Genomic DNA, 27000 nt, shown 5'->3' with positions numbered 1-27000 from the left:
ACAAACAGACCCCCCCTCCCTCTCCCCCCTCCCCCCCCCCCCCCCCCTCCCCCCCCCCCCCCCCCCCCCCCCCCCCCCCCCCCCCCCCCACCCCGGCCATCGCACCGAGAGGACGCTGAGAGACCCATGGGTATCCAGGACACCCCCGAGGAGTGGCGGGTCACCGCCACCGCCACGCCCTTCATCGGCAACAAGACGAGCGTGCGCACCGACGAGGTCGTGATGCCCGACGGCAGCCGGGTCAAGCGTGACTACCAGGTGCACCCCGGCTCGGTCGCCGTCCTCGCCCTCGACGGGGACGGGCGCGTCATCGTGCTGCGGCAGTACCGCCACCCGGTGCGCCACCGGCTGTGGGAGATCCCGGCCGGTCTGCTGGACATCCCCGGTGAGAACCCGCTGCACGCCGCCCAGCGCGAGCTGTACGAGGAGGCGCACGTCAAGGCGGAGGACTGGCGGGTCCTCACCGACGTCTACACCTCGCCCGGCGGCACCGACGAGGCGGTGCGGATCTTCCTCGCCCGGGAGATCTCCACGGCCGAGGGCGAGCGCTTCGAGGTCTCCGAGGAGGAGGCCGATATGGAGCTGGACCGCGTCCCGCTGGACGAGCTGGTCCGCGGTGTCCTCGCGGGCGAACTGCACAACACCTGTCTGACGGTCGGCGTACTGGCCGCGCGGGCCGCCCTGGACGGGGACGGCCTGGACGCCCTGCGCCCGGCCGGTGCCCCCTGGCCGGCGCGTCCCTTCGACGCCTGACCCACTCTCATCCGGGGCCCGTCCGCGTCTCCTTCCGACCCCCTCCCATGACCCCCTTCTGAGGATCAGTGGACGATCAGTGGATCCGATGGAGTGATTTTCAGCCCGGTCCGCCGGTCGGGAGTGCCCGGTTCCTGACGCGGAGTGAACTACCCTCGTAAACGCCGATGGAGCACCCGCTCACCAGCCGTCGCGGCCCCGGCGCGCGGAGCCCCGGAGGCGTGAGGGGCCGAGCCTGGCCGACCGTCGAAGCGGCGCGGGCGGACCGGCCCGCACCAACCCCGACCGCGACCGCGGCGGGTTCGTGATGCGCAGGTGGACGGGAGCGGGCCCGTGGCGGAGCAGGCGGTCGACACCGAAGGGGAGCCACCGGCCTCCCACCACACCCCTGTGCCCCCGCCCGCGCCGGGCCAGCGCACCGCAGGCACGGACGCGGAGGTTCCGCCCCGCTCCCCGGGTTCCGCTCCCGGCGCGGGTCCGGCCCGCCCCACGGCCCCCGACACCGGCAGCGGTCCGGAGCCGGGACGTACCGGCCCCGGCTCCCGTACGAGCGTCGGTGCCGCGGATCCGGTGCGCCGCCCGGCCCCGGAGACCGCCCCCGCCACGGGCCGCGCGGTCCCGGCTCGTTCCCCGGCCCCGGCCACCGGCGCGGGGCCCGCGGCCGCGGCGGGTGCGGGCTCATCCGCCGCCCCGCGCTCCGCGGACGCCGCGTCCCCGGCATCCGGCCGTCGTACGGACGCCGGGCCGCCGGGGCCCCGGGACGCGGGTGCGGACGGCGGTGTATGGGGCGGGGCCACCCGGGCGGTGCTGTTCGCCGCGGCGGCCACCGTGGGCAAGGGGTTCGCGGGGCGGCGGCGGGAGCTGCTGTCGCTGCGCGCCGACATCGACCGCGCCGGTCTCGACACCCTCGCGGGCCGCACGGCGGCCCGCAGCCGGGTGCTGCTGATCGCCGGACGCCCCGGCTGGGGCCGGACCGCGCTGGCCGAGGAGCTGGTCCGGCGGCTGGCCGACGACTATCCCGACGGGGTGCTGAGCGCCCGGCTGACCACCTCCGGCGGGGAGCCGGTGGCCACCCCGCGCATCGCGCGGGATCTGCTCGGCAGGCTCGGGGTGACCGCGCCGCCCGGGGCGGACGAGGACGACCTGAGCGCGGAGCTGCGCGAGCGGCTGACCGGCAAACGCCTCCTGCTGCTGCTCGATGACGTGGCCGGTGCGGACCAGGTGGACGCGTTGCTGCCCGATGAACCCGGCTGTCTGGTCGTGGCCGTCTCGCACGGTCCGCTGACCGGGGTGCCCGACGTCCGGCCGTGCACGGTCGGCGGGCTCGATGTGAGCGCGGCGGTCGGCCTGCTGGCGCAGTACGCCGGGCCCACCCGGATCACCTGCGATCCGGTGGCCGCGCAGGCGCTGGTGGAGGAGTGCGCGGGTCAGCCCGCGGCACTGGTGCTGGCCGGTGGCTGGCTGGCGGTGCGGCCCGAGGCGTCCGTGGCCGATCTGGTGGCGCGGCTGCGGGAGCTGCCGCCGTCCTCGGCCGACGCCGACCCCGGGGTGCGGCCGCTGGCCCGTACCTTCCGGCTGGTCTACGACACCCTGCCGCCCGCCGCCGCCCGGATGCTGCGGCTGCTGGTGCTCGCGCCCGCCGGGACGGCCGACGCCCATGTGGCCTCAGCGCTGGCCGGGTGTTCGGTCCCGGACGGCGCGGCGGCGCTCGAGGGGTTCACCGGATGCGGGCTGCTGCGTCCGCGCGGCGAGGGCCGGTACCAGGTGCCGGGCGCTCTGGAGCCGCTCCTGCGGGAGCTGCTGGAGTCCGTGGAGCGCCCGGCGGAGGTGGAACTCGCCCGCGCCCGGATGCTGGAGCGCACCGTACGGCAGCTGCACGCGTGCCGGCTGGCGGCCGAACCGGTGGGGTCCCCGGCCCGTAAGAAACTGGCCGAGATGCCGCGGCCGCTGCGGTTTTCGTCGTCGGCGGACGCGGCCGGATGGCTGGAGGACCGGCTGCCGGTGCTGCTGGAGGCGGCCCGGCTGGCCGTCGGGGCCGGTGAACTGGACACCCTGGCCCGGCGGCTGGTGGCCGGGCTCACCCACGCGCTCAGCGCCCACCGGGGCGCCGACGGCGCCGCACCGGAGCTCTACGGACTGCACCAGCTGGTGCTGGACGTGGCGGAGCGCGGCGACCTGCCGGTGGAGCGGGCGGCGGCGCTGCTCAACCTGGGCGACCTCGACGCCCGCGCGGAACGGACCGACCAGGCGCTCGGCCGTTACAAGGGCGCCCTGGAGGCGGCCCGTGAGGCGGGGGATCCGTATACGACCGGCCGGGCGCTGGAGTCGATCGGCGGGATCTACCAGGAGCTGGCGGACTGGCACCGGGCCGCCGACTGGTACGGCCGGGCGCTGGAGCTCAGGCTCGGCCGCCGGGACGTGGCGGGCGGAGCCCGGGTGTACGCGCGGCTCGGCACCGTCCACGGCTACGCGGACCGCTGGAGCGAGGCGCTGCGCGACTGGCGCGCCGCGGCCGCCGCCTGCCGCCGTGGAGCTGACCTGCCCGGATGCGCGCGGGCGCTCAGCGGTACCGCCCGCGCCCAGGAGCAGCTCGGCCGGAGCCGGGATGCGCTGCGCAGCTGGGGCGAGGCCGTGACCGTCGCCCGGGGCTGCGGGGACACCGCGCTCCACGGCGAGCTGGCCCTGCGCGCCGCCGAGGCCGTCGACCGGCTGGGCGGCGACCCCGCGGTGGCCCGGGTGCTGAGGCGGGAGGCCCGGCGCTCCGGAGCGCCGGAGAAGGGGCCCTCACCTGAGGAGTCATCGCCCGTGACACCCCCGGAGGCACCCCGTGCCAGGGAGAGAGACGGGATCGACCTACGAAATCAGTAGTGGTCTCGCGAAAGATTGATGCATTGCAAGGCTAGACAGCGCGACGTCCTTCATTAGACTGGTCGTACCGTGAATGATGCGGTCGTCACCGGCATGCGGACAGGTTTCGGTTTGCATGTTCATGGCTGGGTCTGTCCGGCTGTGGCGCTATATTCCTTTCTCCCCCCATTCAAGGACCGTGATCGACGTGAAGGTCGGTATCCCCCGCGAGGTCAAGAACAACGAGTTCCGTGTGGCCATCACCCCCGCCGGTGTGCACGAGCTGGTCCGCAACGGCCACGAGGTCTTCGTGGAGCAGAGTGCGGGCCTGGGCTCCTCCATCACGGACGCGGAGTACACCGCGGCCGGTGCCCGCATCCTGGACACCGCCGATGAGGTCTGGGCCACGGCCGACCTGCTGCTGAAGGTCAAGGAGCCCATTGCGGAGGAGTACCACCGCCTGCGCAAGGACCAGACCCTCTTCACCTACCTCCACCTCGCCGCCTCCCGCGCCTGCACCGACGCGCTGCTGGAGTCCGGCACCACCGCCATCGCCTACGAGACGGTCGAGACCGCGAACCGCGCGCTGCCGCTGCTCGCCCCGATGTCCGAGGTCGCGGGCCGGATCGCGCCGCAGGTCGGCGCCTACCACCTGATGCGCTCGGCCGGTGGCCGCGGTGTGCTGCCCGGTGGTGTGCCGGGTGTGGCCGCGGGTCGCGCGGTGGTCATCGGTGGCGGTGTCTCCGGCTGGAACGCCGCGCAGATCGCCATCGGCATGGGCTTCCACGTCACCCTGCTGGACCGGGACATCAACAAGCTCCGCGAGGCGGACAAGGTCTTCGGCACCAAGGTGCAGACCGTCTCCTCCAACGCCTTCGAGCTGGAGAAGGCCGTCCTGGAGGCCGACCTCGTCATCGGCGCGGTCCTCATCCCGGGCGCCAAGGCCCCGAAGCTGGTCACCAACGAGCTGGTCTCCCGTATGAAGCCGGGAAGTGTCCTTGTCGACATCGCGATCGACCAGGGCGGCTGCTTCGAGGACTCCCGTCCCACCACGCACGCCGAGCCGACCTTCGAGGTCCACAACTCGGTCTTCTACTGCGTGGCCAACATGCCGGGCGCGGTGCCGAACACCTCGACCCACGCGCTCACCAACGCCACGCTGCCGTACATCGTGGAGCTGGCCAACCGCGGCTGGCGCGAGGCGCTGCGCCGGGACGCCGCCCTGGCCAAGGGCCTCAACACCCACGAGGGACAGGTCGTTTACGGTCCGGTCGCCGAGGCGCACGCACTGCCCCACGTCGAACTGAACACCCTCATCGGCTGACACGCCGACCGACGGTCAACCCGGACCGTCAACACCGGGTCAACACCGGGCATCCGGCCGGGTCTTGCCGAAGGGCGGGACCCGGCCGCAGGTGTGTCCGGCGCCGTTCCTTCCATGGAACGGCGCTATGCTGGTCAACTCGCCCCAAATGAAACTCTTCAGACCCTTTGCGCGGTGGTGAAATCACTCCGCCGCCGTTCACACGCCCTTGACATCGGGGTGTTCGATTGCCGACACATCACGCCGTGTCCGGTGGATTGTGTTGCTGCGGACCGCCGACACGCCATAGAGTCGCCAACCGTCGGCATGGTGTCACGCTGACCTATCTAGAAATTTCCTGGTCACCAAGGAGGTAGGACGACTTGTGAATGAGTCGACATTTTCTCCCGGGGGTGGTCAACCAGGATCGGCTGCGCGGGGCCAGGGTCCCTCGGGGCTCGAGGCTGTCGGCTCCGTCGCTGTCCGCACCTTCGCAACCCACCAGAGCATGACGACAGCCCACCAGAGCATGGACGGCCATCACGTGAACGCCATGGCCGGCGACCAGGGGGGCACGGATCCCGCCCGCTTCGCCGACTACGACGACCTCCCCGACGGGCACTTCTACGACCCGGACGCCGAGTACGAGCCAGACCCCGAGTACGCGGCCACACTCGCGCCCGACGCGGCCCGCCAGCGTCGCGAGCGCATCGGCCCCACCGGGCGGCCGCTGCCGTACTTCCCGATTCCCGGTCCGCTGACCGAGCACGGCCCCGCGAAGATCATCGCGATGTGCAATCAGAAGGGCGGCGTCGGCAAGACCACCTCCACCATCAACCTGGGCGCGGCGCTCGCCGAGTACGGCCGCCGGGTCCTGCTGGTCGACTTCGACCCGCAGGGCGCGCTCTCGGTCGGCCTCGGGGTCAACCCGATGGAGCTCGACCTCACGGTCTACAACCTGCTCATGGAGCGGGGCATGTCGGCCGACGAGGTGCTGCTCAAGACGGCCGTGCCCAATATGGACCTGCTGCCCAGCAATATCGACTTGTCGGCTGCCGAAGTGCAGTTGGTCAGCGAGGTCGCCCGGGAGTCCACCCTCCAGCGCGCGCTCAAGCCGCTGATGGCGGACTACGACTACATCGTCATCGACTGCCAGCCCTCGCTCGGTCTGCTCACGGTCAACGCGCTCACCGCGGCGCACAAGGTGATCGTGCCGCTGGAGTGCGAGTTCTTCGCGCTGCGCGGTGTGGCCCTGCTCACCGAGACGATCGAGAAGGTCCAGGAGCGGCTCAACCCCGACCTGGAGCTGGACGGCATCCTCGCCACGATGTACGACTCGCGCACCGTGCACAGCCGTGAGGTCCTCGCCCGCGTGGTCGAGGCGTTCGACGAGCACGTCTACCACACGGTGATCGGCCGTACGGTCCGCTTCCCGGAGACCACCGTCGCGGGTGAGCCGATCACCACGTACGCGTCCAACTCCGTCGGTGCCGCCGCCTATCGCCAGCTCGCCAGGGAGGTGCTCGCCCGGTGTCACGCCGAGTGAGTCTGCCGGGAGCCGACGAACTGTTCCGCACCACGGGAGGGATGGGGCTCCAGTCCGCCGCTCCCGCGTCCGGCCGCCGCCAGGCGAACGGCGAGGCCGCCCGGGTCCCGGCGCCCGCCGCCGAGCCCGGCACGGCCGCCGAACCGCACGAGGACGCCGCGCACGAGGACGGCCGCCGGCCGGAGGACGAGCAGTCCGGCGCCGCCGAGCACACGGGCCGTGAGGCGGCCGCCGCCGCGCAGGACGCCGCCGAGCGGAGCCCCGCGGCGGCGGGCCGCCCCAAGGCGCGCCAGGCCGCCGGTGCGGCCGGCCCGGCCGAACAGGGCGGCGCCGCCCGCCGCCGCACCCGCGCGGCGAACCGGCGCCCCAGCGGGCGGGAACGGCACGACGAGAAGATCACGGTCTATGTCTCCGCCGAGGAGCTGATGGACCTCGAGCACGCGCGGCTGGTGCTGCGCGGCGAGCACGGACTCGCGGTCGACCGCGGCCGGATCGTCCGCGAGGCGGTCGCGGTGGTCCTCGCCGACCTCGAGTCGCGCGGCGACGCGAGCATCCTGGTGCGCCGCCTGCGCGGCCGCTGACCGGGCAGGGCGATAGCCTGCCCGGTCGTACGGGCTGCCCCGCCCGGCCCTGAGCACTCTGGACCGCGATGCCGACGAACGACGCCCCCGCCCCGCCGCCCCGCCGCCGCACCCTGGGCCGTGGCCCCGGCGCGGCCCCGGCGGCGGGCCCCGCGGCGGAGCCTGCCCCGTCCCCCCATCCGGCGGAAACCGAAACGGAAGCGCCTGCCGCCCCTCCGGCGGCGGAGCACGCGTCGGACGTCGGGCCGGAGGCCGCGGCTGGTGACGTGGCGGGGGGCTCCGCCCCGGCCGCCGGCCCGGCGGCACCGTCGGACGATCCACCTTCGCTCCCCGCGTCGGAGGGCGCGGGAAGCGCCGGGACGGGAGCACCGGCCTCCCGTACGGCGGCGCTCCCGGACGATCCGCGTTCCGCCCGCGCGGCGGACCCGCGCCCGGCTTCCGCCGACGGCGCCGCCCGCCCGGCGACCTCCCCCGAGGCGGAGCACGGGGGAGGCGCTGGGCCGGGGACCCCTCCAGGTGAGTCGTCCGGCGTGCCCTCCGCCGTCTCCGCCGGGCGGCCGGAGCCGGATCCCGCGCATGCGCGGGCCGAGGAGGGGGCCGACGGGCCCGTACGGCCCTCGGCGGGCGTGGGGGACGACCGGGGCGGGGGAGCGGCCGAGGAGGCCGTCAGCGGGGCGTCAGCGGCTTCGGACGCCGCAGCCGGGCCCTCCGGGGCTCCCACCGCCGCCGAGGGCGACGCGCCCGCCGACGACGGCAATCGGTTCATCCTCCGGCTCGACAACTTCGAGGGGCCCTTCGACCTCCTCCTCCAGCTGATCTCCAAGCACAAGCTGGACGTCACCGAGGTCGCCCTGTCCAAGGTCACGGACGACTTCATGGCGCACATCCGGGCCATGGGGCCGGACTGGGACCTCGACCAGACCACCGAGTTCCTGGTGGTCGCGGCGACGCTGCTGGACCTCAAGGCGGCCCGGCTGCTGCCCGCCGCCGAGGTGGAGGACGAGGCCGACCTCGCGCTGCTGGAGGCGCGTGACCTGCTGTTCGCCCGGCTGCTCCAGTACCGCGCGTACAAGCGGATCGCGGACATCTTCCACGACCGGCTGGTCAGCGAGGCCGCCCGGCACCCCCGTACCGTCGGCCTGGAGCCGCACCACGCCGAGCTGCTGCCGGACGTCGTCATCAGCATCGGCGCCGAGGGGTTCGCCAGGCTGGCCGTGAAGGCGATGCAGCCCAAGCCCAAGCCGCAGGTGTACGTGGACCACATCCACGCCCCGCTGGTCAGCGTGCGTGAGCAGGCCGGGGTGGTGGTGGCGCGCCTGCGGGAGCTGGGTGAAGCCACCTTCCGGACGCTCACCGAGGACGCCCCCGACGTCCTCACCGTCGTCGCCCGCTTCCTGGCGCTGCTGGAGCTCTACCGGGAGCGCGCGGTCCTGCTCGACCAGCCGGAGGCCCTCGGCGCGCTCATGGTGCGCTGGACGGGCGCCGACGGTGAGCAGCCACTGGTCACCGATGAATTCGACCAGGAGGCCGGACCGCCGCGGAAGCGGCAGGAGGAGCCCGAGGGGCCTGAGGGGCCCGAGGAACCGGCGGAGCTCGAGGAGAACGAGAAGCAGGAGGTGCGGAGTTGACCGAGCAGTGGACCCCCGCCGCGGCCTCGGACGTCGCGGCACTCGACCTCAAGCCCGCCCTGGAGGCGGTCCTCATGGTCGTCGACGAGCCCGCCACCGAGGAACACCTCGCCAAGGTGCTGGAGCGCCCCCGCCGCGCGGTCGCGGACGCGCTGCGCGAGCTGGCCGACGAGTACGCGGCCCAGGGCCGCGGCTTCGAGCTGCGGCTGGTGGCGGGCGGCTGGCGCTACTACACCCGCCCCGCCTACGCCGCCGCCGTCGAGGGCTTCGTCCTGGACGGCCAGCAGGCCCGGCTCACCCAGGCCGCTTTGGAAACCCTCGCGGTGGTCGCGTACCGTCAGCCGGTCAGCCGTTCCCGGGTCTCGGCCGTCCGCGGCGTCAACTGTGATGGCGTGATGCGGACCCTCCTCCAGAGGGGTCTGGTCGAGGAGGCGGGCACGGAACCCGAAACAGGTGCGATCCTGTACAGGACGACGAACTACTTCCTGGAGCGGATGGGCCTGCGGGGTCTGGACGAGCTTCCGGAGCTCGCGCCCTTCCTCCCCGAGGCGGACGCGGTCGAGGGCGAGTCCCAGGAGGGTGTGCCGTCGTTCGACCCGGACGCCGTCGACGCCGCTGACGCGGACGACGGAGTAGGCCACTCTCAGACGGAACTTTGATGCGAAGCAGCGGCAGGAACAACAGGGGCAGCGGCAGCAGCGGCGGCAGCGGCGGCGGCAAGAACTACCGCGGCGCGGGCAACCAGCGCGACGACCGGCAGAAGCGCGCGGGCCGCCCCCGTCCCGAGGAGCGCCGCTACGACGTGGGCGGAGCCTCCCAGGGCGGCGGCGGACCGAAGGGCGGTCCCAAGGGCGGTCCCAAGGCGGGCGGCGCGAAGGGCGGCGCCGCCGGACGCGGCCGCAAGCCCGGCGGCCCGTCCCGTCCGCGCGAGTACGACGCGCAGATAGAGGAGCGCAACCGCGCCCGGCACGACAAGCCCCGGGTCAAGCTGCCGAAGACCTTCGGCGAGCAGGAGGGCGAGCGGCTCCAGAAGGTGCTGGCCCGCGCCGGTATGGGCTCGCGCCGCGCCTGTGAGGAGCTCATCGACCAGGCCCGTGTCGAGGTCAACGGCAAGATCGTCACCGAGCAGGGGCTCCGGGTCGACCCGGAGAAGGACGAGATCAAGGTCGACGGGCTGACCGTGGCCACCCAGTCGTACCTGTTCTTCGCGCTGAACAAGCCCGCCGGGGTCGTCTCCACCATGGAGGACCCCGACGGCCGCCAGTGCCTCGGTGACTACGTCACCAACCGCGAGACCCGGCTCTTCCACGTCGGCCGTCTCGACACCGAGACCGAGGGCATCATCCTGCTCACCAACCACGGTGAGCTGGCCCACCGCCTCACGCACCCCCGCTACGGCGTGGCCAAGACCTATCTCGCCGCGATCCAGGGCCCGCTCCCGCGCGACCTGGGCAAGCAGCTGAAGAACGGCATCGAGCTGGAGGACGGCTACGCCCGCGCCGACCACTTCAAGGTCGTGCAGAACACCGGCAAGAACTACCTGGTCGAGGTGAGCCTGCACGAGGGCCGCAAGCACATCGTCCGCCGGATGCTCGCCGAGGCCGGATTCCCGGTCGACCGGCTGGTGCGCACCGGCTTCGGACCGATCGCGCTGGGCGACCAGAAGTCCGGCTGGCTGCGACGGCTGACCAACACCGAGGTCGGGATGCTGATGCGCGAGGTCGATCTCTGACAGCCGCGGCGGCGGCCGGACCCCGCCCGGGGTCCGGCCGCCGTTCAGGCGCCCAGGCGTGCCACCACGACACCGAGGACGGCCCCGGCGGGGACATACCCGAAGTGCCGGGAGTCCAGCGTTCTGCGGGCGTCGCCCCGGACGACGATCCGGCCCTCGGGGACCGGCGCGCCGGGCCGGGCCCCGACCTTCTCCAGGACGTCCGCGGGAACCGGCTGCCCCGGGAGTGCGGCCACCCGTTTGACCAGCCAGCGCAGCTCCGGATCCGCTTCGCCCAGCGGGTTCCGGAAGACGATCACATCGTTGCTCCGGATCCGCCGGGAGGTGCGGACCAGCAGTCGGCTGCTGTCGGTGAACGTCGGTGCCATGCTGTTCCCGGTCACCCGGATCAGCATCAGCTTGCGCCGGAGCACCGCTCCGGCACCCGCCGCCACCAGCCCCGCACCCATCACCGCCATCGTGCGCTTGCGCATCGGTCACTCCACTCGTGCGTCCTGGTAGCCGGCCGCCTGCACCGCGAACAGGTGCGCGTACCGGCCTCCCTGTTCCATCAGTCCGTCATGGGTGCCGGTCTCGGCGATCTCACCGTCCGCCAGGACGACGATCGTGTCGGCGTCGCGCAGGGCGCTGAGGCGGTGCGATATCAGGAGGCTGGTCCTGTTATCCCGGTACTCGCGAAGAGTCCGGTTGATGTCGTGCTCCGCCTGGGCGTCCAGCGCGGAGCTGGGCTCGTCCAGGATCAGCAGATCGGCCTCGTCCCGCATCAGTGAGCGGGCCAGGGCGACGCGCTGCCACTGTCCGCCGGAGAGGGTCACACCGGGCGCCGCGTCGTAGTCGTCCACCTGGACCCGGCTCAGCAGGGTGTCGTAGCCGTCGGGGAGGGCGGACAGCTTCCGGTCGATCTCCGCCTTGCGGGCCGTGGCGCGGACGGCCGCGCGGTCCGTCAGCCGGGGGAGGTCGCCGACCCCGATGTTCTCCTGGGCCGTGAGGTCGTACGCCATGTGGTCCTGGAACGTGACGCCGAGGCGGCGGCGGAGTTCCTCGACGTCCAGGGCGCGGATATCCGTCCCGTCCCAGAGGATCCGTCCGCGCACCGGGTCGTAGAACCGGCAGACCAGCTTCACCAGCGTGCTCTTGCCCGCACCGTTCTCGCCCACCAGGCCGACCGCGGTGCCCGCCGCGATCCTCAGGTTCACCCCGCGCAGCACCCAGGGCCCGGACGGGTCGTAGCGGAACCAGACGTCGCGCAGTTCGATCGCGTCCCGGAGCGGGCCGGCTGGAAGGCCACCCGAGCCGAGGTCGTCCGGGGTCTCCATCAGGTCGATGAAGTGACCGAACAGCCGGATGCCCTCGACGGCCATACCGGCCTGCAGGACGATCCCGCCGAAGGTGGCCTGGATACCGGCCGCCGCGGCGATGAACAGGGTCACGTCGCCGACGCTGAACTCCCCCCGCCCGGCGCCCACCGCCACGATGACGATGCCCAGGCCGATGACCGCCGCGTTCAGCAGGGCGAAGGCGGACTGGACGAGCATCCCCCGGCGGGCGACCCGCAGCTCGGCCTCGGTCGCGTCACCGAGCGCCGTGACCAGACGGGAGTGGAAGAAGCCGCCGAGCCCGAACAGCCGGATCTCCTTGGCGGCGCGGGGATCGGTCAGCAGACCCCGGTAGAACGTCCGGCGGCGGTACTTGCCGGAGACGGTCTCGAAGACCCGTGCCTGGCGGCGGGCCTGGAAGAGCTGGGTGACCAGGGCCGCGGCGCCGACCAGGAAGAGCAGCCCCGCCATGGGGGGCCAGACCGCGAGCAGTACGCCGGTGAAGCCGGAGACGGTGGAGACCGCCTGGACGATCAGCTGGCTGAACATGGTGATGTTGTGCGGAGCGTCCTGGGACGCCTCCTGGGCCAGCCGCAGCCGGTCATGGAACGCGGGGGTCTCGAAGAGCCGCAGCCCGCGGAACGCATTGACGCGGGCGAAGAGCTTGTCCTCCACGGTCACCACGAGGCGCTGGCGGACCACTTCGTCGAGGTATCCCGCGAGTTGCAGCAGTACGGCGGTGACCGCGCCGACGAGGGCGATGGCGAGGGCGAGCAGTGTCACCCGGCCGACGTCCGCGTGGCCGCCCCGGCCCAGCTCGTCGAAGAGGAGTTTGCTCAGCCACGCCGCGAGCGCGGGCAGCAGGCCGGCGAGCACGGCCGTTCCGAACATCGCGCAGGTGCCGGTTCCGGTCGCCCGGAACTGGAGCGCCACACAGGTGGTCACGGCACGCCAGCGCAGCCGGGAACGAGGCCCGGGACCCGGTTCGGGCCCCTCAGACACGGATCATCTGGCTTTCCCCGCCCCCCCGGAATGACGTGTCCGTCCGCAATACCGCGCATCCGGAGAATACGGATTGCCGTCGGATCCTTATACGTGATGGTGATGGAATATCCGGAGAGGGCCCCGGACGGTCGCACCGCTACCGAGGCCCTCTCCTCCGTTCAACTGATTCAGCAGTTGGTGGTGCTCTTGGTGCAGATGCCGTTGCAGTTGAAGCGGTACACCTTGCCGCTCTTGCAGTAGCAGCGCTCTCCGTGCTCCGGAACGCAGGCGCCGGCCCGCTCCTCGCGCAGAACGGCACTCAGAATGCGGTCACTCAGCTTGGCAAGCATGGCATTTCCTCCCGTTGGTTGATCAGGACGCCGGAACCGTACGACGCCCGAACGTCTGTACGCCAGAGGAGGTAGCCATTCCATTTGTGGCCAGTTCTCGTCGCTCTTCCGGAGCGTCAGGTTCCCTATTTCTCGATCTTGTGGTCATTCCCTAGAACATCTCTTCGGGGTTACAGTGCCGTCGGTCGTCGAGCAGCACATGGGGGATTCGATGGGCTATGCCCTGCTGGCCTGCCGCTTTCTGATCGGCGGGGTCTTCGTGGTCTCCGCCGCGAGCAAGCTGCGCGGGCGAACCGCGTTCCGGGAGTTCGAAGCCGCCGCGCAGGAAATGGGCGCGCCAGCCCGTTTCCGTCGCCCGATCGCCCTTGCGGTGGTGACCGCTGAAGGACTGATTCCGCCCCTACTCTTGGTTCCGCCGGGCGGGCTGGCCGGCCTCGGGCTCGCGGGAGGGATGCTCCTCGTGTTCACCGTGGCGATGGTGACCGCGCTCCGGCGGAAGAAGACCACGTCCTGCGCCTGTTTCGGATCCTCCACCGCTCCGATCGGACGTCAGCACGTGGTGCGCAACGCCGCCCTGTTCGTGGTGACCGGCGTGGGTGCCGCCGCCGCGCTGGGCGGCGCCCCCGGTCTGCCGTCACATCCCGGCGGGATCGCCGTCGCCGCGTTCGCCGCGCTGGTGGGCGTCCTGCTGGTTGTCGCCACCGATGAACTCGCCGCGCTGTTCGCGCCACCCGCGCCCGCCCACCAGGAGACCTGATGCCGTATCTGATCGCAGCCGTCGTCGTTCTGGCGGTGCTGTGCCTGCTGAATCTGCTGCTCACCTTCGGAATAGTCCGGAAGCTGCGAACCGGGCAGGGGAATGCCTACGCGGGGGACAATCCGGGACTGATGATTCCGAACGGCTCGGCCATGCCCGAGTTCGAGGCGCAGACCATCGACGGTGAGACGATATCCGGGGACACCCTGCGCGATGCCCTCATCGGATTCGTCTCCCCCCATTGCTCGGCCTGCAAGGAACAGCTTCCGAACTTCGTGGAAATCGCCGGGAACCACCGGGCGCGGGGCCGGACGGTCGTCGCCTTCGTCCACGGTGACGAGGAGGACGCACGGAAGATGATCGAGCCGCTCCGCGGTATCGCGTCGCATGTGGTGATCGAGGATGCCGAGGACGGGCCGACCGAAAAGGCGTTCAAGGTGGAGGGATATCCGGTATTCGGAATCGTCGACGGGGCGGGAACGCTGACCGCCAGCAATATCAAGCCGAAGGAATTGCCCGGCCCCGCGCCGGTACCGGTCGGCTGAGCCGGGCCCGGCCCCCGTCATCCGCCGGTGCCGCATGCGCCCGTCCCGCGTCTCGCGGGCCGGGCGTGTCCGCGGGGTGTCCCCCGGACTGGTTACGCTGATCCGGAAGGCGGAACGGGAACGCGCAGGGGAGCACAGACGTGGCGGTACGAGCGGTCCGCGGGGCCGTCCAGCTGGAGCGGGACGAGTCCGGTCATATGCGGCAGCAGGTCTCGGAGCTGCTGACCGCCATCCTGGAGCGCAACGCGCTGGTACCGGACGATCTGATCAGTGTGTGGTTCACCGCCACCCCCGATCTGCACAGCGACTTCCCCGCGGTCGCCGCACGGGAGCTCGGCATCACCGACGTGCCGCTGATCTGCGCCCAGGAACTCGACATCGAAGGCGCCATGCCGCGGGTCGTGCGCATCCTGGCGCACGTCGAGACGGATCTGCCCAAGTCCGGTGTCGCCCATGTCTACCTCGGCGCCGCGGCCTCCCTCCGCAAGGACATCGCCCAATGAGAACCGCACTCGTCATCGGCACCGGTCTGATCGGCACCTCCGCCGCGCTGGCCCTGGCCGGACGCGGCGTCCACGTCCACCTCGCCGACCATGACGCGGACCAGGCCCGTACCGCCGCGGCGCTCGGCGCCGGGACGCAGGAGGAGCCCGAGGGCCCGGTGGACCTGGCGATCGTCGCCGTACCGCCCGCGTACGTGGCGCGGACGGTCGCCGATGTGCTGCGCCGCGGGGTCGCCCGCGCCGCGCTGGACGTGGCCAGCGTCAAGGGCGGGCCGCGCCGGGAGCTGGAGGCCCTGGGCGTCGACCTCGGCCGCTACATCGGCACCCATCCGATGTCCGGCCGGGAGCGCTCCGGTCCGCTGGCCGCGACCGCCGACCTCTTCGAGGGGCGGCCGTGGGTGCTCACCCCCGGCCAGGGCACCGACACCGAGGTGCTCAACCTCGCCCTGGAACTGGTGGCGCTGTGCCGCGCGGTGCCCGTGGTGATGGACGCCGACGCCCACGACCGCGCGGTGGCACTGGTCTCGCACACCCCGCATCTGCTGTCCAGCATGGTCGCCGCCCGGCTGAAGGACGCCGACGAGACCGCGGTGCGGTTGTGCGGCCAGGGGATCCGCGATGTGACCCGGATCGCCGCCTCCGATCCGGCGATGTGGATCGACATCCTGTCCGCCAACCCCGGCCCGGTCGCCGATGTGCTGGCGGCGGTGGCCGCGGACCTCGACGAGACGGTACGGGCGCTGCGCGGCCTCCAGTCCGCCGACGAGGCCAAGCGCGGCGACGGCGCCACCGGGATCGAGGACGTGCTGCGCCGCGGCAACGCCGGACGCGAGCGGGTGCCGGGCAAGCACGGCGCCGCCTCCGCCGTCTACGAGACGGTGACGGTGCTCATCGGCGACCAGCCGGGCGAGCTGGCCCGGATCTTCGCCGACGCGGGCCGGGCGGGCGTCAACATCGAGGACGTCCGGATCGAGCACGCCACCGGTCAGCAGGCGGGTCTGATCCAGCTGATGGTGGAGCCCGCGGCGGCCCCCGGGCTGACCGCGGCGCTCCGCGAGCGGGGCTGGTCGATCCGGCAGTGATCGTGGGGCGGTGCGGGCACCGCCCCGGCCGCCCGGCTCCGTGGTCCGGTCATGACCACGCTGTCCGGAGCGGTCGTGTGAACCAGTAACCTTGTCCGAGGCTCCATCCGCCCCGTCCGACCAAGCCCCGTGCACACGAAAGGTGTCAGTCACCGTGGAAACCGCCGCCCGGACCGCCCCGGCAGCAGTGATTGTCGCGATCGACGGCCCCGCTGGCACGGGCAAGTCCAGCACCTCCAAGGCCGTCGCCACCAAGCTGGGCCTGGGCTACCTGGACACCGGCGCCCAGTACCGGGCGATCACCTGGTGGATGGTGAACAACGGTATCGACGTCGAGGACGCCGTGGCCGTGGCCGACGCCGCCGCCAAGCCCCACATCGTCTCCGGCACCGACCCGGCCGCCCCGACCATCACCGTCGACGGCACCGATGTCGCCGGGCCGATCCGCACCCAGGAGGTCACCTCCCGGGTCAGCGCGGTCAGCGCGGTCGCCGAGGTGCGGACCCGGATCACCGAGCTCCAGCGGACCATCGCCGCCGAGGCCCCGCGCGGCATCGTCGTCGAGGGCCGTGACATCGGCACCACGGTGCTGCCCGACGCCGACGTCAAGATCTTCCTGACCGCGTCCGCCGAGGCGCGGGCCGCCCGTCGCAGCGGTGAGCTCAAGGGCAAGGAGGCGGCCGACCTGGCCGCCACCCAGGCGGCGCTCGCCAAGCGGGACGCCCTGGACTCCGGCCGGAAGACCTCGCCGCTGGCCAAGGCGGACGACGCCATAGAGGTGGACACCACCGAGCTCACCCTCGACCAGGTCATCGAGTGCGTGGTCACGCTCGTCGAGGAGAAGCGGACGGGCGTGTGACCGGACCCGCCGACACACTGCCGAGCGCGGCCGGAGCCGCGGTGGGACGCCGGATCGGCATCGGCCTGATGTACGGGCTGTGGCGGCCGCGGGTGCTGGGTGCCTGGCGGGTGCCGTCCGCCGGGCCGCTGATCCTCGCGGTGAACCACACCCACAACATCGACGGTCCGATGCTGATGGGCACCGCGCCCCGGCCGGTGCACTTCCTGATCAAGAAAGAGGCGTTCATCGGTCCGCTGGATCCGTTCCTGCGCGGGATCGGGCAGCTGAAGGTGGACCGGACGACCACCGACCGGGCGGCGATCACCGATGCCCTGGGCGTGCTGCAGCGCGGCGGGGTCCTCGGGATCTTCCCCGAGGGCAGCCGCGGCGACGGCGACTTCGCGTCGCTGCGCGCGGGGCTCGCGTACTTCGCCGTCCGCTCCGGCGCGCCGATCGTGCCGGTGGCCGTGCTCGGCTCCGGCGACCAGCGCGACGGCAACGGCCGGGCCAGGCATCTGCCGCGGCTGCGCAGCCGGATCGACGTGGTCTTCGGCGACCCGTTCCAGGCGGGCGACGGCAGCGGACGGCGGACCCGGGCGGCCCTGGACGAGGCGACCACGCGCATCCAGAAGCGACTGGGCGCACACCTGGGGAACGCCAGGCGGCTCACCGGCCGCCGCGACGAGACATGAGACCCGCGAGCCCGTACGGCGGGCGCGCGGCCTGAGGGACGACGAGGAACGTAACTTCATGAACGACCAGATCCACAGTGGCGGAGACGAGCACGGAGAGCTTGGCGACGCCGAGTACGCGGAGTTCATGGAGCTCGCCGCGCAGGAGGGCTTCGACCTCGAGCAGGTCGAGGGCGACCTCGCCGCGGCCGGACACGGCCCGCTGCCCGTCCTGGCCATCGTCGGCCGCCCCAATGTCGGTAAGTCGACCCTGGTGAACCGGGTCATCGGCCGCCGCGAAGCCGTGGTCGAGGACCGTCCCGGCGTCACCCGGGACCGGGTGACCTACGAGGCCGAATGGTCCGGCCGCCGCTTCAAGGTCGTCGACACCGGCGGCTGGGAGCAGGATGTGCTCGGCATCGACGCGTCCGTGGCCGCGCAGGCCGAGTTCGCCATCGAGGCCGCCGACGCGGTGGTCTTCGTGGTGGACGCCACGGTGGGCGCCACCGACACCGACGAGGCCGTGGTCAAGCTGCTGCGCCGGGCGGGCAAGCCCGTCGTGCTGTGCGCCAACAAGGTCGACGGGCCCAGCGGTGAGGCGGACGCCGCCATGCTGTGGTCGCTGGGGCTCGGCGAGCCGCACCCGGTCTCCGCGCTGCACGGCCGCGGCACCGGCGACATGCTGGACGCGGTGCTCGAGGCGCTGCCCGAGGCCCCGGCCCAGACCTTCGGCTCGGCGGTCGGCGGACCGCGCCGCATCGCCCTCATCGGCCGTCCCAACGTCGGCAAGTCCTCCCTGCTGAACAAGGTCGCGGGCGAGGAGCGGGTGGTCGTCAACGAGATGGCGGGCACCACCCGCGACCCCGTCGACGAGCTGATCGAACTCGGCGGCGTGACCTGGAAGTTCGTGGACACCGCCGGTATCCGCCGCCGCGTCCACCTCCAGGAGGGGGCCGACTACTACGCCTCCCTGCGCACCGCCGCGGCCGTGGAGAAGGCCGAGGTCGCGGTCATCCTGATCGACACCAGCGAGTCCATCAGCGTCCAGGACCAGCGGATCATCTCGATGGCGGTCGAGGCCGGACGCGCGATGGTGATCGCCTTCAACAAGTGGGACACCCTCGACGAGGAGCGCCGCTACTACCTCGAGCGCGAGATCGAGACCGAGCTCGGGCAGATCCAGTGGGCGCCGCGGGTCAATGTCTCCGCGCGCACCGGCCGCCATATGGAGAAGCTCGTCCCGGCGATCGAGACGGCGCTGGCCGGCTGGGAGACCCGGGTCCCCACCGGGCGGCTGAACGCCTTCCTGGGCGAGATCGTGGCCTCCCACCCGCACCCGATCCGCGGCGGCAAGCAGCCCCGCATCCTCTTCGGGACGCAGGCCGGAACCCGGCCGCCGCGGTTCGTGCTGTTCGCCTCGGGCTTCCTGGAGGCGGGCTACCGCCGCTTCATCGAGCGGCGGCTGCGCGAGGAGTTCGGCTTCGCGGGGACGCCGATCCAGATCTCGGTGCGGGTGCGCGAGAAGCGCGGCCGCAAGAAGTGAGCCGCGCGGGGTGCCAGGCACCCCGCGCGCCCCATCAGGGGGCGCCGGTTCAGTAGTCGTGCCCCCGCCCGTCGCGCCGGCCCGGCGGCAGCGCGGGGAGATAGCCGCGGTAGTACGGACCGCCGGTGTCCCACGAGCCGCCCGGGCCGCCCGCCCGGCCGTGACCCCCGCTGGTCAGACCGCGCGGCTGGCCGGGGTGGCCGATGGCGCTGAACGCGACGAACTCCAGGTCCTCCTCGTCCGAACGGTCACCGGGCAGTGTCCGGAACAGTCTCCGGTACTCCGCGCAGAGGGCGTCGTAGATCGGCGTGGCGGACTGCCGCCAGGGGTCGGCGGCTGCCTCCAGCGCCGGACGCATTGCCGGGATATGGCCGTATGAGGGGGAGCGATAGGGGAGGTCGTATGCGTGCACGTAGGTGCCAACGACCCGGCCGCCCGTCGGATGCGGCATCGGTGGCGAATGGGCTGCCCGTGGCGGCTGGGCGGGTCCGGGAACGTCGGGGGCCATGGGCGTCAGGTACCCGCGAGCGGCATCGAGGCGCCCACCAGCGCACCGCTCGCCGCGGCCCGGTCCAGTGCCACGCGCAACTGGTCCTCGCGCGGCTGGGTGCCGATGGTGCCCGCCGGCGCGGCGTAGAGCATCACCTGCCGGGAGCGGTTGACCGCGTTGCGCCAGCCCTCGCTGAGCGGCATCGGACGGTGGGCCTGCCACCAGGCCACCGGGGAGCCGCCGTTGGCCGAGGGCATCAGCACCGCGTGCAGCTGGCCCATTGCGATCAGCACCGACCAGCCGTGGTTGGGTCCGGGCGGCCGGTTCAGATCGACGACCGGTGCGAAGCCCTGCTCGGCGAGGAGGGGCAGGAAGTCATCACTCTGGCTGGAGCCGGGCCGGTTGATCGGGGCCGTCGGCTCGACCACCAGCGCGGGCCGCGCCTCCGCGCCGACCAGCACCACCCCGCTGGTGACCCCGAGCACGGCCTGCGGCGACGGGGCGCGCTCCGGCGACTGCGCGGGCGGCTGGACGGTCCGGGGCCGCGGCGCCTCGGCGTACCCGGACGACGGGGTGGCGTACCCGGACGCGGCGGCGAACGCCGGGCGCGTTGAGGGATCCATGAGCGGATCGGCCGCCTCCTCCGCGGTGATGGAGCGCACCGCGCCGCGCAACTGCTCCTCGGAGACCGGCACCACCTGGGACGGGACACAGGTGGCGTGCGCGAAGGCGAGCACGGCCGTCTCCTGGCCGACGAAGAGGACGGTGCTGGTCCGCTCCTGGTCGGTGTTGCCCGGGGTGCGGCAGGACGTGCAGTCATAGGCGCCCGGGGCGTTGTCACCGGTGAGCAACCGGTCGGCTTCTTCATCGCCGATCTCGGCACGTACGTCATCGCTGACGTCGAGCATGCGCGGCACGGGTGGCTCCTCGGTTTCGGTCCTGGGCCGGGTGTCTCCCGGCCCGTATGGAGAACAACGGGCCATCCACGGCGGGGGTCACGCCGCCCCGGCCGTCCATGGACTCCGATGCGTCAGAACGCCTCGGCGTTCCCTGATTTCGCTACCGATTTCACATCTGTTGTGGAACAAAGCGGTGATGAGGCCCAACCCTGTGATCCGGGGGGAGGTCCTACCTCGTGGTAGGCGGACGATTGACCTGTCCGCGGGGAACCAGCCGGATACGGGGACGACGGGAACGGATGCACATCTCATTCCTGATTCACAACGCGTACGGGATCGGCGGGACGATCCGGACCACGTACAACCTTGCCCGCACCCTGGGCGAACAGCACGATGTGGAGATCGTCTCGGTGTTCCGCCACCGTGATCAGCCGATCTTCGATCCCGGGCCGCATGTACGGCTCAGCCACCTGGTGGACATTCGCAAGGGAAGTCCCACCTACGACGGAGCGGACCCTGACCACGCCCGCCCCGCCAAGGTCTTCCCCTCCAGCGAGGGCCGTTACAAGCAGTACAGCGCGCTCACCGACCGCCGGATCGCCGAACACCTCCGGCAGTTGGAGGCCGATGTCGTCGTCGGCACCCGGCCCGGACTCAATGTGCACATCGCACGTGAGGCGCGCCGCGGCCCGGTACGCGTCGGCCAGGAGCACCTGACGCTCAGCACCCACTCCCGGGGGCTGAAGCGGGCGCTGCGCGGGGTCTACCCGCGGCTGGACGCGGTGACCACGGTCACCGAGGCGGACGCCCGGACCTACCGCGGCCAGATGCGGCTGCCGGGGGTGCGGATCGAGGCGGTGCCCAACAGTGTGCCCGAGCCCGGTCTGGAGCCCGCCGACGGCACCGGCAAGTGGGTCGTGGCGGCCGGGCGGCTCGCCCCGGTGAAACGGTACGACCTGCTGATACGGGCTTTCGCCAAGGTCAGTGCGGCCCGCCCGGACTGGCGGCTGCGGATCTACGGCAGCGGTGCCCAGCACGACGCGCTGCGCGCGCTGATCGATGAACTCGGCCTGTACAACCACGTGTTCCTGATGGGACCGGCCAATCCGCTGGACCCCGAGTGGGCCAAGGGCTCCATCGCGGCCGTCACCTCCAGTCTGGAGTCGTTCGGCATGACCATCGTCGAGGCGATGCGCTGCGGACTGCCGGTGGTCTCCACCGACTGCCCGCACGGTCCGGCGGAGATCATCGACAATGGGGTGGACGGCCGTCTGGTGCCCAGCGGTGACGCCGACGCCGTGGCCGGGGCCCTGCTCGACCTGATCAACAACGATGAACTGCGGCAGCAGATGGGGCAGGCGGCGCTGAAGGACGCGGCCCGGTTCGACCCCTCCCGGGTGGCCGGGCGCTATGACTCCCTCTTCGCCGACCTCGTCGCGCGCAGCGGACTGCGCGGCACCCTCCACCGTGCCCGCGGCAGCCTGCTCAGCGGCGCGCTGGTGACGAAGGACTCGCTGCGGAAGGTGCGGCCGGTATGAGCGCCCTGAGCGGAGGCGCGTCCACGACGTCAGCGGGGGCCGCGGAGCGAACGCGGCAGGAGCAGGAGGACAGCGTGAACGAGACCGGAGAGGCCGCCCCCACCCGTGCCGACTGCGTGGCGGACTCCGCCGGTGGTCTCACCTTCCACATCTCCGACTGGGTCCGCCCGCAGCCGGGGAGTTACGACGACTGGAGCGGTGCGCTGGTGCTGATCCGCCGGGGCTCGGTGGGCTCCGGAGACAGCGAGGTCCGGCTGCCGCTCGGTCCGATCGGCGACGGCCGCCTCCAAGCCGCGCTGCCCAGTACGGTCGCCCTGCCCGAGGGCCGCTGGGACGTCCATGTGGCCTACGGGGAGGACGAACCGCGGCGGCTGGCGCCGGGGCTGAACGACCTTCGTTCCCTGGTCGACCGCAGACCGGGCCCGAGCACCTCGCCGCTGTCCGTGCGCATCCCCTACGCCACCAAGCACGGCAACCTCTCGCTGCGCAGCTGGCGGCGGGCACCGCACGCCGAGGCGGGGGAGATCCGGCTGGAGGGGGGCGCGATGGCCGTCCACGGGCTGCTGCACCGGGTCCGGGACCCCGCGCGGTGGCTGGACGGAGCGGTTCTGGAGGCGCGCTGCCGCCGTGACCGCGACCGGGTGCGCATGGTGCCGGTCACCGCGGAGGGCGCGACGTTCTTCTGCACCCTGCCCTTCGCCGAGCTGGCCGGGGACTGGGACGGCGAACGGGACGTCTGGGACCTGAGGCTGCGGTCCGCGGACGCGGAGGAGCCGCCGGTGCGGCTGGCCCGCATCCTGGACGACGTCCCGGACAAGAAGGAGATCTTCACCTATCCGTCCACGGAGCTGACCGCCCCCCGCGGCCCGGTACGGGTGCGTCCGTACTACACCCGGGACAACGACCTGTCGGTGCGGGTCGAGGCACCGGCCTAGAGCCGGGGCACCCGCCTGGGATCAGCCCTTGAGGACGAGCGCTGTCCTCAAGGGCTGACAGACTCGGCTCCATGTTGGAGACCTCGGCACGACTGCTCCGTCTGCTCTCCCTGTTGCAGGCGCACCGCGAATGGTCGGGTGCGGACCTCGCCGACCGGCTCGGGGTGACCCCGCGCACCGTACGCCGTGACATCGACCGGCTGCGCGACCTGGGCTACCCCGTGCACTCCGCGCCCGGTACGGCGGGCGGCTACCAGCTGGGCGCGGGCGCCCGGTTGCCCCCGCTGCTGCTCGACGACGACGAGGCGGTGGCCGTCGCCGTCGGCCTGCGCCAGGCCGCGTGCGGCGGTGTGGACGGGATCGAGGAGACCTCGGTCCGCGCCCTGGCCAAACTGGAGCAGGTGCTGCCGGACCGGCTGCGCCGCCGGGTCGGTGCCCTGACCTCGTTCACCGTGCCGATGGCCGGTGGTGTCCCCGGGTCCGGGGTGGATCCGGAGGTGCTGACCGAACTGGCCAACGCCTGCCGGGACAGCCACCGGCTGCGCTTCGAGTACCGCGACCACGGGGGCACCGCCAGCCGCCGTACCGCCGAACCTCACCGGCTCGTCTGTGCCCAGCGCCGTTGGTACCTGGTCGCATGGGACGTGGACCGGGCGGACTGGCGCACCTACCGCGTCGACCGGATCACCCCGACCCCGCCGCACGGCCCCCGGGTGGCCCCGCGCCGTCCTCCCGCCGAGGACCTGGCCGCCTATGTCTCCCGGGGCATCTCCCACGGCGTCTACGCGGAGCGGGCCACCGTGCTGCTGAAGGTCCCCGTCGAGCGGGCGGCCGAACGCGTCACGCCCTCGGTGGGGGTGCTGGAGGCCGTCGACGAGCACAGCTGTCTGCTGTACACCGGCGCCCACGGCCTCGATGTGCTGGCGATCCACATCGTGCTGATGGGCTTCGACTTCGAGGTGCGCGAGCCCGCACCTTTGATCGAGCACCTCCGCCGGATCCGGGACCGGCTGGACCGCGCCCTGGACTGACCAGGACTCCCGGTCAGCCGCCGCGCGGCTTCAGCTGCTGGTCCTTCTCCTGAGCCCGGCGCGCCACCTGCGGATGGTGCAGATCGAAGGCGGGGGACTCGGTGCGGACCTTGGGCAGCGTGGTGAAGTTGTGGCGGGGCGGGGGACAGGAGGTCGCCCACTCCAGCGAGCGGCCGAACCCCCATGGATCGTCCACCGTGACCCGCTTCCCGTAGGCGGCCGTGCGCCAGACGTTGTAGAGGAACGGCAGGGTGGACAGCCCCAGCAGGAACGCCCCGATGGTGGAGACGGTGTTGAGGGCCGTGAAGCCGTCCGCCGCCAGGTAGTCCGCGTAACGCCGGGGCATCCCCTCCACCCCCAGCCAGTGCTGCACCAGGAAGGTGGTGTGGAAGCCGGTGAAGAGCGTCCAGAAGTGGATCCTGGCCAGCCGCTCGTCCAGCAGTTTCCCGGTGAACTTCGGCCACCAGAAGTAGAAGCCCGCGAACATCGCGAAGACGACCGTCCCGAACACCACGTAGTGGAAGTGGCCGACCACGAAGTAGCTGTCGGTGACCTGGAAGTCGAGCGGGGGCGAGGCCAGGATGACCCCGGTCAGCCCGCCGAACAGAAAGCTCACCAGGAAGCCGACCGCCCACAGCATCGGTGCCTCGAAGGACAGCGAGCCGTACAGCATGGTGCCGATCCAGTTGAAGAACTTCACCCCGGTCGGCACCGCGATCAGGAACGACAGCAGCGAGAAGAACGGCAGCAGCACCGCGCCGGTGGCGAACATGTGGTGGGCCCAGACCACCATCGACAGCCCGGTGATGGCCATCGTCGCACCGATCAGCGTGACGTAGCCGAAGATCGGTTTGCGGGAGAAGACCGGGATGATCTCACTGATGATGCCGAAGAACGGCAGCGCGATGATGTAGACCTCGGGATGGCCGAAGAACCAGAACAGATGCTGCCACAGCAGGGATCCGCCGAACCGGGCGTCGAAGACCACCGCCCCGAACCGCCGGTCCGCCTCCAGCGCCAGCAGCGCCGCGGCCAGCACCGGGAACGCCATCAGGATCATGATCGAGGTGAAGAGGGTGTTCCAGGTGAAGACCGGCATCCGGAACATCGTCATCCCCGGGGCGCGCATCACCATGATGGTGGTGAGGAAGTTGACCGCGCCCAGGATCGTGCCGAACCCCGCCAGCGCCAGCCCCATGATCCACATATCGGCACCCACCCCGGGGGAGCGGACCGCGCTGTTCAGCGGGGCGTAGGCGGTCCAGCCGAAGTCGGCGCCGCCGCCGGGCACCATCAGACCGCACACCACCATCAGCCCGCCGAAGAGGAACAGCCAGTACGAGAGCATGTTCAGCCGGGGGAAGGCCACGTCCGGCGCACCGATCTGCAACGGCATGATCTCGTTGGCGAACCCGGCGAAGGTCGGGGTGGCGAACAGCAGCAGCATGATGGTGCCGTGCAGGGTGAACGCCTGGTTGTACGCCTCCTGGGAGAGCAGCTGGATCCCCGGCCGGGCCAACTCGGCCCGCATCACCAGCGCCAGCGCCCCACCGATCAGGAAGAAGCCGAACGATGTGATCAGGTAGAGATGGCCGATCTTCTTGTGGTCGGTGGTGGTCAGCCAGTCCACGACCACCCGGCCCCGGCGCGGCAACCGGACCCCGGCACCGGCCGGCGCCCGCGCGGTGTCCGTCGTCATCGAGGGCTCCCTCCGCGTTCCGGGGACCGGGTGCGACACGGCTTCCCGCCATGATCACCCGGTGGAGGTCCCGATCCGCGGAGGGCTGCCGAGCATCACTCCCCCGGGGGCAACAGCGGACCGAGTGGCCCAAGGTCCATATTGAGATCGGACGGCGCGATGCCGTAGCGCTCGCACAGCCCGCCCATCCGGTCCTCCAGCAGCATCAGCGTCAGCCCGATCCGCTCCTCCTGGTCCTCCGTCAGATCGCCCTGGTCCACCCGGCGCAGCGCCTGCCGCTCCATGAGTTGGCGCAGCAGCTCCACGACGGTCAGCACCAGCTTCATCAGATCGCGTTCGACGGTGTCCTGGTCCAGCTCCACCTTCCGGGTCACGGTTCCTCCCAGGGGGACGGCACGTTCTCGTTCACCGAGCTGATGAGCGCGCGCAGATCGATCCGGACGAGGTCGACGTCGGCGATCCGCAGGGTGAGATCACCGGTGATCACCACACCGCCCGCGAGCAGCCGGTCCAGCAGATCCACCAGGGCGATCTCCCGGTGGGCCAGGGGGCTCGTGGTCATCCGCCGGACCGCCCCCGCCGGTCCGCACCGGGCCCGCCGCCCCCACCGGCCGACGCCCCCGCGGTGTCCTCGCTGAACGGGGCGACGAAGGAGTACGGCACCCAGGGGCCGGTCAGCTCCAGCCGCACCCCGGCCGAACTCCGGACCAGCTCCTCCACCCGCTCGGCGAACGCGGGGCTCTCCTCACGCGGCAGCAGATACGCGGCGTTGAGCACATTGCGGTCGGACGCACCGGAGATCCGGCCGTCCTGCGGGGGATGCAGCCGGGCCTGCTCGGCAAGGACGCACAGCGCGTCGTGCACCTGCCGCGCACCGTCCTCGCTCCGCCCCCAGCGCTCCGCGGACGCCTGCCGTTCGGCCCGTCGCCTGCGCAGGTAGTCACGGCCGGAGACGGCGCCGGTGGGCGCGGCGGCCGGTTCGGCGGGCGGCGGCGGAGCGGCGTACACCTTCACGCCCCATTCGACCCGGCCGTCCAGCCGGTCCAGCGCCTCGGTGAACCGCTCCCGGCCGGTCTCGAGCATGCGCCGCAGGCCCTCCTCGCCGCGGCAGACGGTGGCCAGCCGGACCGGCACCACCCCGCTGTCCGCACCGGCCGCGTCCACCACACGGGCATGGGCGCGGGCGATCCGCTCCAGCCACTCCAGCTTCTCCAGCCGCTCCTTCAGTGGCCCCTCGTCGAACTCCCCGGCCGGTACCGGGCCCGCCACCACGGCGAGACCGAGGTGGACGACGGCGCGCACCGGTTCGCCCGCCACCCCGCGCACCCCTTCCAGGGCCGCGTCCAGCGTCCCGGTGTCGCGTACGACCGCGTAGGCGTACTGGAGTCCCTCCGCCCGCAGTGCTTCGGTCATCAGCCCTCTTCCC

General features: G+C 72.2%; 27 protein-coding genes. 18 read left to right on the top strand and 9 right to left on the bottom strand.

The features are described from left to right. The first annotated feature begins 126 nt into the window (after nucleotides 1-126). From AC07FT_RS31915 to AC07FT_RS31880, 8 genes are all read left to right on the top strand, one after another. On the top strand, nucleotides 127-753 hold the full coding sequence (locus tag AC07FT_RS31915) for an NUDIX domain-containing protein (protein WP_479179484.1): 627 nt from the start codon (nucleotides 127-129) through the stop codon (nucleotides 751-753). A gap of 804 nt (nucleotides 754-1557) precedes the next feature. Then, nucleotides 1558-3621, top strand: a complete 2064-nt coding sequence (locus AC07FT_RS31910) for a tetratricopeptide repeat protein (protein WP_479179508.1) — start codon at nucleotides 1558-1560, stop codon at nucleotides 3619-3621. Nucleotides 3622-3808: 187 nt separating this feature from the next. Next, entirely contained in the window at nucleotides 3809-4924 is a 1116-nt protein-coding gene (ald, locus tag AC07FT_RS31905; RefSeq protein WP_479179506.1) for an alanine dehydrogenase, read from the top strand. Nucleotides 4925-5432: 508 nt separating this feature from the next. Next, nucleotides 5433-6449 carry a ParA family protein gene (locus AC07FT_RS31900; RefSeq protein ID WP_479179504.1) on the top strand — a complete coding sequence of 339 codons (1017 nt, stop codon included), beginning with the start codon at nucleotides 5433-5435 and terminating at the stop codon, nucleotides 6447-6449. After that, nucleotides 6434-7030, top strand: a complete 597-nt coding sequence (locus AC07FT_RS31895) for a hypothetical protein (protein WP_479179483.1) — start codon at nucleotides 6434-6436, stop codon at nucleotides 7028-7030. The genes AC07FT_RS31900 and AC07FT_RS31895 overlap by 16 nt, the downstream gene beginning before the upstream one ends. 68 nt (nucleotides 7031-7098) lie before the next feature. Next, nucleotides 7099-8658 (top strand): segregation and condensation protein A, encoded by a 1560-nt coding sequence (locus AC07FT_RS31890; protein ID WP_479179481.1) that lies wholly within the window; start codon nucleotides 7099-7101, stop codon nucleotides 8656-8658. Continuing rightward, a complete protein-coding gene (gene scpB, locus AC07FT_RS31885) occupies nucleotides 8655-9317 on the top strand; it encodes an SMC-Scp complex subunit ScpB (protein ID WP_479179480.1) in 663 nt (220 codons plus the stop codon). Before AC07FT_RS31890 ends, scpB begins: the two co-directional genes overlap by 4 nt. Further along, nucleotides 9317-10390, top strand: coding sequence for a pseudouridine synthase (locus AC07FT_RS31880; RefSeq protein WP_479179478.1), 1074 nt, complete (start codon nucleotides 9317-9319; stop codon nucleotides 10388-10390). The genes scpB and AC07FT_RS31880 overlap by 1 nt, the downstream gene beginning before the upstream one ends. A gap of 44 nt (nucleotides 10391-10434) precedes the next feature. Here the strand turns inward: AC07FT_RS31880 and AC07FT_RS31875 are convergent, their stop codons facing one another. The 3 genes from AC07FT_RS31875 to AC07FT_RS31865 all read right to left on the bottom strand — a co-directional run bounded on the left by AC07FT_RS31875 (nucleotide 10435) and on the right by AC07FT_RS31865 (nucleotide 13040). Then, nucleotides 10435-10863 (bottom strand): S26 family signal peptidase, encoded by a 429-nt coding sequence (locus AC07FT_RS31875; RefSeq protein WP_471202673.1) that lies wholly within the window; start codon nucleotides 10861-10863, stop codon nucleotides 10435-10437. 3 nt (nucleotides 10864-10866) lie between these two features. Then, on the bottom strand, nucleotides 10867-12651 hold the full coding sequence (locus AC07FT_RS31870) for an ABC transporter ATP-binding protein (protein ID WP_479179476.1): 1785 nt from the start codon (nucleotides 12649-12651) through the stop codon (nucleotides 10867-10869). Nucleotides 12652-12878: 227 nt separating this feature from the next. Further along, a complete protein-coding gene (locus AC07FT_RS31865) occupies nucleotides 12879-13040 on the bottom strand; it encodes a hypothetical protein (RefSeq protein WP_471202669.1) in 162 nt (53 codons plus the stop codon). A 199-nt stretch (nucleotides 13041-13239) separates the two neighbouring features. On the opposite strand from AC07FT_RS31865, the gene AC07FT_RS31860 reads away from it, so the two are divergent. The 7 genes from AC07FT_RS31860 to der all read left to right on the top strand — a co-directional run bounded on the left by AC07FT_RS31860 (nucleotide 13240) and on the right by der (nucleotide 18982). Next, nucleotides 13240-13797 carry a MauE/DoxX family redox-associated membrane protein gene (locus tag AC07FT_RS31860; protein ID WP_479179474.1) on the top strand — a complete coding sequence of 186 codons (558 nt, stop codon included), beginning with the start codon at nucleotides 13240-13242 and terminating at the stop codon, nucleotides 13795-13797. Continuing rightward, a complete protein-coding gene (locus AC07FT_RS31855; protein ID WP_479179473.1) occupies nucleotides 13797-14342 on the top strand; it encodes a TlpA family protein disulfide reductase in 546 nt (181 codons plus the stop codon). Before AC07FT_RS31860 ends, AC07FT_RS31855 begins: the two co-directional genes overlap by 1 nt. Nucleotides 14343-14482: 140 nt before the next feature. After that, the gene (gene aroH, locus AC07FT_RS31850) at nucleotides 14483-14845 is read left to right on the top strand and encodes a chorismate mutase (protein WP_254744216.1); all 363 of its coding nucleotides are present in this window, start codon (nucleotides 14483-14485) and stop codon (nucleotides 14843-14845) included. Next, nucleotides 14842-15927 carry a prephenate dehydrogenase gene (locus AC07FT_RS31845; RefSeq protein WP_479179471.1) on the top strand — a complete coding sequence of 362 codons (1086 nt, stop codon included), beginning with the start codon at nucleotides 14842-14844 and terminating at the stop codon, nucleotides 15925-15927. Before aroH ends, AC07FT_RS31845 begins: the two co-directional genes overlap by 4 nt. A gap of 142 nt (nucleotides 15928-16069) precedes the next feature. After that, a complete protein-coding gene (gene cmk / locus AC07FT_RS31840; RefSeq protein ID WP_479179470.1) occupies nucleotides 16070-16786 on the top strand; it encodes a (d)CMP kinase in 717 nt (238 codons plus the stop codon). Next, nucleotides 16783-17460 carry a lysophospholipid acyltransferase family protein gene (locus AC07FT_RS31835; RefSeq protein ID WP_471202660.1) on the top strand — a complete coding sequence of 226 codons (678 nt, stop codon included), beginning with the start codon at nucleotides 16783-16785 and terminating at the stop codon, nucleotides 17458-17460. The genes cmk and AC07FT_RS31835 overlap by 4 nt, the downstream gene beginning before the upstream one ends. 58 nt (nucleotides 17461-17518) lie before the next feature. Continuing rightward, on the top strand, nucleotides 17519-18982 hold the full coding sequence (der, locus tag AC07FT_RS31830) for a ribosome biogenesis GTPase Der (protein ID WP_479179468.1): 1464 nt from the start codon (nucleotides 17519-17521) through the stop codon (nucleotides 18980-18982). A 49-nt stretch (nucleotides 18983-19031) separates the two neighbouring features. Here the strand turns inward: der and AC07FT_RS31825 are convergent, their stop codons facing one another. Together AC07FT_RS31825 and AC07FT_RS31820 are read right to left on the bottom strand one after the other, a co-directional pair. Further along, nucleotides 19032-19340 carry a hypothetical protein gene (locus AC07FT_RS31825; RefSeq protein ID WP_471202656.1) on the bottom strand — a complete coding sequence of 103 codons (309 nt, stop codon included), beginning with the start codon at nucleotides 19338-19340 and terminating at the stop codon, nucleotides 19032-19034. 155 nt (nucleotides 19341-19495) lie between these two features. Continuing rightward, the gene (locus AC07FT_RS31820; protein ID WP_479179466.1) at nucleotides 19496-20389 is read right to left on the bottom strand and encodes a hypothetical protein; all 894 of its coding nucleotides are present in this window, start codon (nucleotides 20387-20389) and stop codon (nucleotides 19496-19498) included. A gap of 281 nt (nucleotides 20390-20670) precedes the next feature. Between AC07FT_RS31820 and AC07FT_RS31815 the strand changes: the two genes are divergently transcribed. The 3 genes from AC07FT_RS31815 (at nucleotide 20671) to AC07FT_RS31805 (ending at nucleotide 23875) form a co-directional block, all read left to right on the top strand. Then, complete coding sequence (locus tag AC07FT_RS31815; RefSeq protein ID WP_479179464.1) at nucleotides 20671-21909, top strand: glycosyltransferase family 4 protein; 1239 nt, start codon at nucleotides 20671-20673, stop codon at nucleotides 21907-21909. Between the two features lie 74 nt (nucleotides 21910-21983). Next, nucleotides 21984-22844, top strand: coding sequence for a hypothetical protein (locus AC07FT_RS31810; protein WP_479179462.1), 861 nt, complete (start codon nucleotides 21984-21986; stop codon nucleotides 22842-22844). A gap of 71 nt (nucleotides 22845-22915) precedes the next feature. Further along, nucleotides 22916-23875 carry a helix-turn-helix transcriptional regulator gene (locus AC07FT_RS31805; RefSeq protein WP_479179461.1) on the top strand — a complete coding sequence of 320 codons (960 nt, stop codon included), beginning with the start codon at nucleotides 22916-22918 and terminating at the stop codon, nucleotides 23873-23875. 13 nt (nucleotides 23876-23888) lie between these two features. Here the strand turns inward: AC07FT_RS31805 and ctaD are convergent, their stop codons facing one another. The 4 genes from ctaD to AC07FT_RS31785 all read right to left on the bottom strand — a co-directional run bounded on the left by ctaD (nucleotide 23889) and on the right by AC07FT_RS31785 (nucleotide 26987). Beyond that, a complete protein-coding gene (gene ctaD, locus AC07FT_RS31800) occupies nucleotides 23889-25574 on the bottom strand; it encodes an aa3-type cytochrome oxidase subunit I (RefSeq protein ID WP_479179460.1) in 1686 nt (561 codons plus the stop codon). Nucleotides 25575-25669: 95 nt separating this feature from the next. Continuing rightward, complete coding sequence (locus AC07FT_RS31795; RefSeq protein WP_471202644.1) at nucleotides 25670-25948, bottom strand: gas vesicle protein K; 279 nt, start codon at nucleotides 25946-25948, stop codon at nucleotides 25670-25672. Beyond that, nucleotides 25945-26136: a gas vesicle protein gene (locus tag AC07FT_RS31790; RefSeq protein WP_254744192.1), complete on the bottom strand. Its 192-nt coding sequence runs from the start codon at nucleotides 26134-26136 to the stop codon at nucleotides 25945-25947. Before AC07FT_RS31790 ends, AC07FT_RS31795 begins: the two co-directional genes overlap by 4 nt. After that, nucleotides 26133-26987 carry a GvpL/GvpF family gas vesicle protein gene (locus tag AC07FT_RS31785; RefSeq protein WP_479179457.1) on the bottom strand — a complete coding sequence of 285 codons (855 nt, stop codon included), beginning with the start codon at nucleotides 26985-26987 and terminating at the stop codon, nucleotides 26133-26135. Before AC07FT_RS31785 ends, AC07FT_RS31790 begins: the two co-directional genes overlap by 4 nt. Between the last annotated feature and the right edge of the window lie 13 nt (nucleotides 26988-27000).

The organism is Streptomyces sp. NPDC045899, from assembly GCF_056431485.1.
This window is presented reverse-complemented; position numbering and strand designations above follow the sequence as displayed.

Bases quoted from the DNA above. Each gene is read 5' to 3' on its own strand.
- AC07FT_RS31855 (WP_479179473.1), top strand. From the start codon at position 13,797: ATGCCGTATCTGATCGCAGCCGTCGTCGTTCTGGCGGTGCTGTGCCTG.
- AC07FT_RS31785 (WP_479179457.1), bottom strand. From the start codon at position 26,987: ATGACCGAAGCACTGCGGGCGGAGGGACTCCAGTACGCCTACGCGGTC.
- AC07FT_RS31880 (WP_479179478.1), top strand. From the start codon at position 9,317: ATGCGAAGCAGCGGCAGGAACAACAGGGGCAGCGGCAGCAGCGGCGGC.
- AC07FT_RS31865 (WP_471202669.1), bottom strand. From the start codon at position 13,040: ATGCTTGCCAAGCTGAGTGACCGCATTCTGAGTGCCGTTCTGCGCGAG.
- AC07FT_RS31825 (WP_471202656.1), bottom strand. From the start codon at position 19,340: ATGCGTCCGGCGCTGGAGGCAGCCGCCGACCCCTGGCGGCAGTCCGCC.
- AC07FT_RS31845 (WP_479179471.1), top strand. From the start codon at position 14,842: ATGAGAACCGCACTCGTCATCGGCACCGGTCTGATCGGCACCTCCGCC.
- AC07FT_RS31805 (WP_479179461.1), top strand. From the start codon at position 22,916: ATGTTGGAGACCTCGGCACGACTGCTCCGTCTGCTCTCCCTGTTGCAG.
- der (WP_479179468.1), top strand. From the start codon at position 17,519: ATGAACGACCAGATCCACAGTGGCGGAGACGAGCACGGAGAGCTTGGC.
- AC07FT_RS31875 (WP_471202673.1), bottom strand. From the start codon at position 10,863: ATGCGCAAGCGCACGATGGCGGTGATGGGTGCGGGGCTGGTGGCGGCG.
- ctaD (WP_479179460.1), bottom strand. From the start codon at position 25,574: ATGACGACGGACACCGCGCGGGCGCCGGCCGGTGCCGGGGTCCGGTTG.
- AC07FT_RS31900 (WP_479179504.1), top strand. From the start codon at position 5,433: ATGGACGGCCATCACGTGAACGCCATGGCCGGCGACCAGGGGGGCACG.
- AC07FT_RS31860 (WP_479179474.1), top strand. From the start codon at position 13,240: ATGGGGGATTCGATGGGCTATGCCCTGCTGGCCTGCCGCTTTCTGATC.
- AC07FT_RS31890 (WP_479179481.1), top strand. From the start codon at position 7,099: ATGCCGACGAACGACGCCCCCGCCCCGCCGCCCCGCCGCCGCACCCTG.
- AC07FT_RS31815 (WP_479179464.1), top strand. From the start codon at position 20,671: ATGCACATCTCATTCCTGATTCACAACGCGTACGGGATCGGCGGGACG.
- AC07FT_RS31790 (WP_254744192.1), bottom strand. From the start codon at position 26,136: ATGACCACGAGCCCCCTGGCCCACCGGGAGATCGCCCTGGTGGATCTG.
- AC07FT_RS31915 (WP_479179484.1), top strand. From the start codon at position 127: ATGGGTATCCAGGACACCCCCGAGGAGTGGCGGGTCACCGCCACCGCC.